At 57.3% G+C, this 8,612-nt stretch carries 8 protein-coding genes; 3 read left to right on the top strand and 5 right to left on the bottom strand.

Going from position 1 to position 8,612, the window contains the following annotated elements; genetic code table 11:
* Positions 1 to 179: 179 nt before the first annotated feature.
* The 3 genes from celB to CNE01S_RS04690 all read right to left on the bottom strand — a co-directional run bounded on the left by celB (position 180) and on the right by CNE01S_RS04690 (position 3,262).
* Positions 180 to 1,547 (bottom strand): PTS cellobiose transporter subunit IIC, encoded by a 1,368-nt coding sequence (gene celB / locus CNE01S_RS04700; RefSeq protein WP_061273874.1) that lies wholly within the window; start codon positions 1,545 to 1,547, stop codon positions 180 to 182.
* Positions 1,548 to 1,638: 91 nt separating this feature from the next.
* Complete coding sequence (locus CNE01S_RS04695) at positions 1,639 to 2,940, bottom strand: 6-phospho-beta-glucosidase (protein ID WP_061273871.1); 1,302 nt, start codon at positions 2,938 to 2,940, stop codon at positions 1,639 to 1,641.
* A 16-nt stretch (positions 2,941 to 2,956) separates the two neighbouring features.
* The gene (locus CNE01S_RS04690; RefSeq protein WP_061273869.1) at positions 2,957 to 3,262 is read right to left on the bottom strand and encodes a PTS sugar transporter subunit IIB; all 306 of its coding nucleotides are present in this window, start codon (positions 3,260 to 3,262) and stop codon (positions 2,957 to 2,959) included.
* A 249-nt stretch (positions 3,263 to 3,511) separates the two neighbouring features.
* Here CNE01S_RS04690 and CNE01S_RS04685 point away from each other — a divergent pair, with 249 nt between their 5' ends.
* Both CNE01S_RS04685 and CNE01S_RS04680 read left to right on the top strand, forming a co-directional pair.
* The gene (locus CNE01S_RS04685) at positions 3,512 to 4,627 is read left to right on the top strand and encodes a MurR/RpiR family transcriptional regulator (RefSeq protein ID WP_061273867.1); all 1,116 of its coding nucleotides are present in this window, start codon (positions 3,512 to 3,514) and stop codon (positions 4,625 to 4,627) included.
* 88 nt (positions 4,628 to 4,715) lie between these two features.
* Positions 4,716 to 5,384, top strand: coding sequence for a DUF3313 domain-containing protein (locus CNE01S_RS04680; protein WP_061273864.1), 669 nt, complete (start codon positions 4,716 to 4,718; stop codon positions 5,382 to 5,384).
* Between the two features lie 51 nt (positions 5,385 to 5,435).
* Here the strand turns inward: CNE01S_RS04680 and CNE01S_RS04675 are convergent, their stop codons facing one another.
* Positions 5,436 to 6,335 carry a DMT family transporter gene (locus CNE01S_RS04675; protein ID WP_061273862.1) on the bottom strand — a complete coding sequence of 300 codons (900 nt, stop codon included), beginning with the start codon at positions 6,333 to 6,335 and terminating at the stop codon, positions 5,436 to 5,438.
* 172 nt (positions 6,336 to 6,507) lie between these two features.
* Here CNE01S_RS04675 and CNE01S_RS04670 point away from each other — a divergent pair, with 172 nt between their 5' ends.
* The gene (locus CNE01S_RS04670; protein WP_061273860.1) at positions 6,508 to 7,380 is read left to right on the top strand and encodes a helix-turn-helix domain-containing protein; all 873 of its coding nucleotides are present in this window, start codon (positions 6,508 to 6,510) and stop codon (positions 7,378 to 7,380) included.
* On the opposite strand, the gene CNE01S_RS04665 is transcribed toward CNE01S_RS04670, so the two are convergent.
* Positions 7,360 to 8,568 (bottom strand): benzoate/H(+) symporter BenE family transporter, encoded by a 1,209-nt coding sequence (locus CNE01S_RS04665; RefSeq protein WP_072279098.1) that lies wholly within the window; start codon positions 8,566 to 8,568, stop codon positions 7,360 to 7,362. The two genes, CNE01S_RS04670 and CNE01S_RS04665, sit on opposite strands and share 21 nt — an antisense overlap.
* Positions 8,569 to 8,612: the final 44 nt, after the last annotated feature.

The following is an 8,612-nucleotide window of genomic DNA, read 5'->3' as shown; positions in this document are numbered from 1 at the left end:
CCCCAAAGGGGCGAGGGAGAAAACAAAAGCTATGGGGAACATTGTTTATTCCCTCTCCCTTCCAGGGAGAGGGTGAGGGTAGGAAGCGACTGTGACTTCCCCGAGTCGTTCACCGGTTCGGTGGCTAAGGGTGAGGCTGTACTTGAGGTGAACGGAACTTCCTGGACACAATTAAATCGCTACACCGTACTCCTCTCACTCACCGCCTCAGCCGGAGCGCTGACCGTCGCCTGATTTGCCTGCTGCTCTTCACGGAACTTCAGGTTATCCCAGACCCGGAAAAACGGGTAATACATCACCAGCGAGATAGCCAGGTTCACAATCTGCAGAATTGAACCCGAAACATGGCCGCCCGTCGCTAAATAACCGCTGACGATAATCGGCGTGGTGAACGGCAGTGCAATCCCTGCAGGCGGCGCCACCAGGCCGGTTGCCATAGCCGTGTAGGAGACAATGACCAACACCACCGGCGTCAGGATAAACGGCACCACCAGGTACGGGTTCATTACCAGCGGAATACCAAACACCATTGGCTCGCTGATGTTAAACAGGCTGCCCGGCGCGGCAATTTTACCCAGCTGTTTCATCTGCACGCTGCGGCTGCGAATCAGCATGAAGATAACCAAACCTAACAGAGCCCCGGTGCCGCCAGGGGCGATCCACAGATCGTAAAACTGCTGGGTAATGATGTGCGGAATAGGCAGGCCGTTCTGGAATGCCGCCAGGTTCTCGGACATGTTGGTCAGCCAGACCGGGCGGATAAACACCAGCACGATGGTGTCGCCGTGCAGGCCAAGCGTCCACAAAATACCAATCAGGATCACCGACACAATCATCCCCGGCAACGAACCGCCGATATGGCTCATCGGAATGCCGACCAGATCCGTGATCATGGTGTTGATATCGCCAAACGGCGTGGCTTCCACCAGCAGGCGAAGCGCCAGCACTACCGCCAGCACGCAGAAGCCCGGCACCAGCGCGAGGAACGATTTTGCTACCGCCGGCGGCACGCCCTCAGGCATGCGAATCACCAAATTACGGTTGCTGATAAAACGGTAAATTTCGGTAGAAAGCAGGGCGATAAGAATGGCGACGAACAGCCCCTGGCTGCCGATTTGCCCCATCGGCAGCACGCCTTTCACGAATTCGGCAGGCCCGCCGGACGTCGGCGTAAACATAATGTTCTGCGGGATAGTCATGATAAAGGCCACCAGCGACACCGCCCCGGCGGTGAGCGGGTCGATGGTGCGGTATTTCTCGGCCAGGCGATAGGCGATGCCGAAGCTGGAGATAATCGCCATGATGTCATAGGTCGCTTTGACCGGATAAAGCAGCTTGCTTTGCCACGTCGCGCCGAATAAATCGGTCATTAGCTGGGGGTAACCCGGCACCGGCAAATAGGCGAAAATCAGGAAGAACGAGCCGATCAGCATAAACGGCATGTTCAGAATGATCCCGTCGCGGACGGAGAGCACGTGCTTTTGCCCGGCGATTTTCAGCGCGACGGGCAGCACATATTTTTCAAGAAACGATTTCTTTACGGACACGGTTACCCCTGTCCCGGCGCATGGCCGGGCATTATTGTTATTGATTTCTGTCATGGGGTGGGCGTGAAGCATCGCCCACCGATAAGCGGCATTAATTAAACTGCGGCAGCCACGCCTTGTTGCTTTCAAGCACTTCATCAAGCAGCGCCTGAGCGATATTCACGTCGGCCACCAGCGGGTTGGCTATCAGCGCCAGGAGCGCCTGCTGCTTATCGCCGTGGACCGCCGCTTCAATCGTCAGCCGCTCAAAGTCTTTCACCTGCTGAGTCAGGCCGTTCATCAGGGGAGGCAGTTTCCCGAAGGCCAGTGGATGGGCGCCCAGCGCGTCGATCACGCAGTTGGTTTCGATCACCGCGTCGTCCGGCAGCCCCTGAATGGCACCGTTGTTGGCGGTATTCACCACCATCTGTTTGCCGAGGTTGTTGTGCAGGGCGTCGATAAGCTCCAGGGCCACTTCCGAATAGAATGAGCCGCCGCGCTGGCTTAACTGCTCCGGCTTTTTGTCGAGCTGCGGGTTGGCGTACAGCTCAAACAGCTCGGCCTCTACTTTCATCACCTGCTCGGCGCGGGTGCCTTTCCCGTTCGCGGCATCCGTCAGTTCATCTTTTAGCATGGTGCGGGTTTGCCAGAAGTAACGATGGTACGGGCAAGGGATCGCTTTCAGGGCGCGCAGCAGGGCGGGCGGCCACGGAATCGCTTTGATGTTGTTCATCGACAACTGCTCGCCGTCGCACAACATCTCAATCACCTCGGCGGTCGCGTCACGACCATCGGCAATCACTTCGTGCACCCACACCATGTGGTTGAGCCCGGCGAAGCGCAGCGTGACTTTGTCGTAAGGCAGTTTGAGCATGTCGGCGATGGTGTGGTGCATGGTCACCGGCACGTTGCACAGGCCAACAATGTTGGAGGAGCTGTAGCGGGACACAGCCTCGGTGACAATGCCTGCCGGGTTGGTGAAATTAATAATCCACGCATCCGGGGCCAGGTGTTCAACGCGTTTAGCGATATCCAGCATCACCGGAATAGTGCGCAGGGCTTTGGCAAAACCGCCGACGCCGGTGGTCTCCTGGCCCAGCAGTTCGTGGCTGAGACCCAGACGTTCGTCGGCGGCGCGAGCGGGCAGTTGCCCTACGCGAAGCTGGGTCAACACAAAGCTGGAACCGGCAATCGCGGCGTCTGGCTCGTAATGCACCGTCACTTTTACCTGTTCCAGCCCTTTGCTGTCGAACATACGGCGAGCCAGCGCGGCGATAATCTCAACTTTCTGGCGCCCGGCTTCCACGTCCACCAGCGCCAGCTCCGTCATCGGCAGGGCGGCATGGCGCAGAATCAGGCCTTCAATCAGTTCCGGGGTGTAGCTGCTGCCTCCGCCCACAACGGTAATTTTCATTGTTTTCTCCCGCTCATCAGGCCATCAGGGTAAGAGCTTTATCCAGCACGCGGTCGCCGCGCATGGTGCCGTAATCCATCATGTCGATAACCGCCACGGGTTTGCCGAGTGGAGCTGAAAGCTCGGAAAGGCGAGCCAGTTCAAACTGCACCTGAGGGCCAAGCAGCACCACGTCGGCGCTCTGGAGATGGCTTTCAATTTCGGCGACAGAGACGGCGTCAATTTGCACGTCTAGCGCACGTTTAGTGGCCTCGGTGCGCATTTTCTGTACCAGCATGCTGGTGGACATTCCCGCGGCACAACACAACATGATCTTTTTCATTACCTTCATCCTTCAAATTGAAAACATGTTTCAAACAACAGTGTGTTTATTCAGCATGTATGAAAATTATTTTCATGACCGTGATCTGCGTTGGATTATTGGTTTCCCGAATGTTAAGAGGATAACAAGACTTTTACCGAGGAGGACGAAACGGCGGCAAGGCATCGCGGCAAAGTTAATTGAAAAATAATTTCAACGCATTATGATGATTTAACCGCCTGCGATGCAGACACAAGGAACCTTTCAGCGATGGATATTGTTTATCACCTGGTCCATGGGTTAGCCGATTCTTCTCCCCAGGAAACGCGGCTGGCCCGCTTTTTTCTGGAGAATTTCTTCCAACTGCCGGAGGCGAGCATGGAGCAGCTGGCGGCGCGCGCGGGTGTCAGTCAGGCTACGCTCCAGCAATTTGCAAGAACCATTGGCTGCAGCGACATGAATGATTTTCTCGGCCAGGTTCGCCATCAGCAGCACGACAGCCGGGTACAGGATTTGCTGGCTGCACCGTCTCAAGTGCTGGGCGATGCGGCATGGGTGGACAACGACACGCTGCAGTTTCTGGCTAACCGTGGCGGCGTGGCTAAAGATGTGCTGGCGCGCTTTTCCCATTCCATCGGGCGTGATACTGAGGGTGACATTATCAGCCGGATCCGTCAGCGGCTGGCGGAGTTCAGCCAGCAGGAAGCCAGAGTCGCGCAGGCTATTCTGCACGATCCTGGCTTTGCGTCGTCGGCAACAATCGATCAGCTTGCCCAGGCGGCGGGCGTCAGTCCGGCCACCATCACGCGCTTTGCCAGAGCCGCAGGCTGTGACGATATTCGTGATTTACGCATGAAGCTGGCGCAGGCCAACACCGCGATACCGGGCAGCGAGCTGCCTGCCTGCTGGCAACTGCGGTTAAGCGCTATCCAGCAGTCGCTTACTCAGCAACTGGAAACGCTTCCGGAAGCCCATGTGTCGCGCGCCGTTTCGCTGTTGAAGCGAGCGAGAGCGATCCACATTTTTAGCGCAGGCGCGGCAGACACGCCTTTTGCCAGCCTGTTGCAGTACCGATTGCTGACGCAGGGCCAGCCCGCCAGCGTCTGCTATGACCCGGCGCTAATGAGCTTCACCGCCTCAATGCTGAATCACGACCAGGCGATGATAGTCTTTGCCAGCTCGGCGCCGGACAGCGCGTTGCTGGCGACGGTGCAGCAGGCCCGGCGGCAGGGCGCGGGGATAATCATGGTGATGAAAGACTCTGCCAGCGCAGTGCATGCCGGAGATGTCTGGCTGCCGCCAGGCGAAGGGCATTATGGCGCCTTATTGATCGTGGACCTGCTTTGCGATGGCCTTGCCGCCGGCAGCGATGAGCGCAAGATCTGAGTTTTGACATCACGGCCGCTTAACCCCCACACAAAGTGTCGTTTTTTGCTATACCTGAAAGGCTTATACCAACTAACAGGAACAAACGATGCGTACCACAACGTATTTTAAAGTGGCTTGTCTGGCAGGTTTATTAGCGCTGGCGGGGTGTGCTTCTAAAACCACCTCTCCGGAAAAATACTCTGGGTTTTTAAAAGATTATTCCGGTCTGCAGGAGGCAAAATCGGCAACCGGTAAAACCGTTATGCGCTGGGTTGATCCGAACTTTAAACCCAGCAACTATGACAGCCTGGTCTATAACCCGGTTGTTTATTATCCAACGCCTAAGCCGACGACTCAGATTGGCCAGCAAACGCTGGATGGCCTGCTGGCCTATACCAACACCAAGCTGAAGGCTGCGGCACAACAGCGCAAACCGTTGGTGACGACGCCTGGCCCACGCAGTCTCATTTTCCGTGGGGCGATTACCGGCGTGGACAGCTCTAAAGAAGGCCTGCAGTACTACGAAGTGATCCCGATTGCGATGGTTGTGGCGGGAACGCAAATGGCCACCGGTCACCGCACCATGAATACCGATCTCTACTTTGAAGGCGAACTGATTGACGCGTCCACCAATAAGCCCGTTTTGCGCGTGGTGCGTAAGGGTGAGGGGAAAACGCTAAATAATGAAAACGCCAAAGTCACCGTCGATACTCTGAAGCAGGTGGTGGATGATTTAGCCACCGACGCCACGATGTTTGACGTACCGAATAAATAACGTCAGTCATGCAGACAAAAACCGCAGCCCTGAACAAGCTGCGGTTTTTTATTACGCCAGTTTTCTCCGCCCCGGTAGCCACTGCTCGGGTTTCGCAAACATCACCAGATTACCCAGCAGAATCATCACCAGCCCCAGCACCGCATTCGCGTGCCAGACGTAGCCTTCGTAAACCGTCGACAGCGTTAGCGCCACCAGCGGGAAGAGCAGCGTGCTGTAGGCGGCCTGGCTTGCGCCGATGCGGCCAACCAGCGTGAAATAGGCACCAAAAGCAATCACCGAGCCAAAAATCGCCAGGTAAAGCAGCGAGCCAATGTAGCGCACGGTGAAATCCGGCATAAACGACTCGCCGCTTGCCAGCGCCACGATGCCCATAATCGCCGTACCGTAAAACATCGCATAGGTGTTGGTCGACAGCGTTTCCAGGCCCCGGCTTTGATGGCGGGCGCTGATCATATTTCCCAGCGAAAAACCAAAGGTGCCGAGCGCGCTGAGGCCGATGCCGATGAGCAGCGAGGGGGCCATTTGTGTGGCAACCAAATCGTGCCAGAACAGGGCGACGATGCCGGCAATCCCCAGCGCCGCCGCGGGCAATACGCGCGGAGAAGGCTTCTTGCGGAAGAACAACAGATTGTTGAAGGCGTTAAACAAGACCGCCATCGAGAAAATCACCGACTCCAGCCCTGAGCTGATATAAGCGGCGGCGTGATAGAAGCAGAAGAAGTTGAAGCCGAACACGCACGCGCCCTGCAGCACGCAAAATAGGTGGTCTTTTGGCCCGATACGCTTCAGGCGACCCAGCGCCAAAAGGACTACCAGCATCACCACCGCCGCCACGGCAAAGCGCCAGAAAATAGAAACGGGGACGGAGACCACTCCTTGTTGCATATAAATGGCTATCCAGGTTGTCCCCCAAATCACCACCACCAGAATATAAAGCAAAGCGTTCATTGTTGTTCTCGTCAGTCAAAACCAGATGACGAGTATCCATTTCTCCCCCTGAGACGGCTTTCATCCGGGGAAGCGACTTGCATATTCTTGCGGTTTTTTTTCACGGCGGCAGTGGCGATGGCCGCGCGCAGTCCTTACACTAGCCATTATGTTCCAGAAGCCAACGTCCCCTATGACCACGCCATATCACGCCTTTGAAAACCTGCAGCAGCACAAAGCCCGCCTGAACGGCAGCGTTCAGCTTGGCTCAGGGGTTCAGCTCGCCGCCTGGTCAAACGGTAACGACTGTATTACCCAGCGCTGCGATCACCACACGCTCAGCCTTTACGTGACCGAAGGGTACGAAACGTACCAAAAAACGAGCTCAGGCTGGCGCAACGGCGGCGGCCCGGATCGCTTCTGCATTATGCCGGAAGACAGTGAGTCAACGTGGGACGTGCGGGATGATTTCTCGTTTGTGCACCTGTACTGCACCGACGAACACCTCAAAGAGATCGCCGCGCAAATTTGGGACCGCAGCCCTGCGGCCATCAACCTTGATGAAAAAACCTTTGCCGACGACCCGCGCATTACCCAACTTTATCGCCATTTCCTGCTTAGCAGCGACTGGCAGCAGCGGGCGAACCACTTGACGCTAAGTACGGCCTCTACGCTGCTGTTGACGCATCTGGTGCAGCATTACAGCAGCGTACAGTGGAAACTGCCGACGGTGCGCGGCGGGCTGGCGCCTGCGGTGCTGCGCAATGCGCAGGCTTATATCGAGCAAAACCTGAGCGAGGCGCTGACCCTGGGCGAACTTGCCCGGCTGGCGGATCTCAGCGAATACCACTTTGCGCGTATGTTTAAACAGTCCACTGGCCTGGCGCCGCATCAGTACGTTATGCAGCGCAGAATGGCGAAGGCAGAAATGCTGGTTCGCCAGGGGCGTCTGCCGTTGACGGAGATCGCCATGGTCTGCGGTTTTAGCTCGCCCAGCCATTTCAGCAACCGCTTCAAAAGCGTCTTTGGCGCCACGCCGTCGCAGCTACGCTCGCTTAAGGCGTGAAAACGCGGTATAGCAAATTCCTCCGGCAATCACCCCCCAAAATGCAGAGCTGATGCCCAGCAGATTCACCCCCGAGGCAGTAACCAGGAACGTGACGATAGCGGCGTCCCTGTCCCGCTCGTGGTTCAGCGCCTGGTGCAGGCTTCCGGCAATGGTGCCCAGCAGGGCAAGCCCGGCGAGCGTGTGGATCCAGGCCAGCGGCAGGGCGGTCAGCAGCGTTGATATCGCTCCGCCAAACACCCCGGCCAGTAAATAAAATACCCCGGCAGCTGCAGCGGCCAGCCAGCGCTTGTCTTTGTCCGGGTGGGCTTCCTCGCTCTGGCAAATCGCGGCGGTAATGGCGGCGATGCAAACGGAAAATACCCCGAACGGTGCCAGCAGCAGGGCAATTAACGCCGTCACGACTATCAGCGGTGAAACCGGGACTTTATAGCCGGAAGCCACCAGCGTGGCGACGCCGGGGGCATTTTGTGACGCCATCGTTACCAGGAAAAAAGGCACGCCGATGCCCAACAGGCTGGCCACGCTAAACGACGGGGAAGTGAACTCCGGGACCGCCACAGAAACCGGGACGCTCGCGGCGTTAAGTTCGCCGCCGGCAAAGCAAATCACCAGGCCAACAAGCATGGCGACAACGACGGCATAGCGAGGCGCAAAAACCTTTGCCAGCAGCCAGCCGGCCAGCATACTGATGCACAGCAAAAAGTGACACTGTAACGAGGTGAAGGTATCCAGGCCAAAGCGCAGCAGCACCCCGGCCAGCATGGCGGCTGAGAGCGTAGGGGGAATCAGGCGCATCAGCCTGGCGAACAGCCCGGTCAGGCCGCAAATCAGGATCAGCAGCGAAGCAAAAATAAAAATGCCAATGGCTTCACTAAGGCTGTGCCCCGGCAGGCTGGTGGCCAGCAGCGCGGCTCCTGGAGTTGACCAGGCGGTCAGGATCGGCGCGCGATACCACAGCGTCAGTACCAGCGTGCTGATGCCCATCGCAATGCCCAGCATTGTTAGCCAGCCGGCTATTTGGTGGGACGTCGCTCCGGCGGCATCTGCCGCCTGCCAGATAATGGCGGCGGAGCTGGCATAGCCGACCAGCACGGCAACAAAACCGGCCAGCAGAGTGGGAAACGGCGGTAACGAAAGGCGCATAATAAATCCGTTGTGCGTTATAACGTCCGCGAAATATAGCATCGTGCGTTATAGCGCACAAGGCGCTATACTTCGCCGTCAACAGG

The organism is Cedecea neteri NBRC 105707 = ATCC 33855, from assembly GCF_001571265.1.
In the GTDB taxonomy this organism is placed as follows: domain Bacteria; phylum Pseudomonadota; class Gammaproteobacteria; order Enterobacterales; family Enterobacteriaceae; genus Cedecea; species Cedecea neteri.
The sequence above is the reverse complement of the archived record's forward strand: the minus strand, read 5'-3'. Positions and strand labels throughout refer to the sequence as shown.

Excerpts from the sequence above, each read along its gene's own strand:
- CNE01S_RS04670 (WP_061273860.1), top strand. The coding sequence starts at position 6,508 with ATGACCACGCCATATCACGCCTTTGAAAACCTGCAGCAGCACAAAGCC.
- CNE01S_RS04690 (WP_061273869.1), bottom strand. The coding sequence starts at position 3,262 with ATGAAAAAGATCATGTTGTGTTGTGCCGCGGGAATGTCCACCAGCATG.
- CNE01S_RS04675 (WP_061273862.1), bottom strand. The coding sequence starts at position 6,335 with ATGAACGCTTTGCTTTATATTCTGGTGGTGGTGATTTGGGGGACAACC.
- CNE01S_RS04665 (WP_072279098.1), bottom strand. The coding sequence starts at position 8,568 with ATGCTATATTTCGCGGACGTTATAACGCACAACGGATTTATTATGCGC.
- CNE01S_RS04685 (WP_061273867.1), top strand. The coding sequence starts at position 3,512 with ATGGATATTGTTTATCACCTGGTCCATGGGTTAGCCGATTCTTCTCCC.
- CNE01S_RS04680 (WP_061273864.1), top strand. The coding sequence starts at position 4,716 with ATGCGTACCACAACGTATTTTAAAGTGGCTTGTCTGGCAGGTTTATTA.
- CNE01S_RS04695 (WP_061273871.1), bottom strand. The coding sequence starts at position 2,940 with ATGAAAATTACCGTTGTGGGCGGAGGCAGCAGCTACACCCCGGAACTG.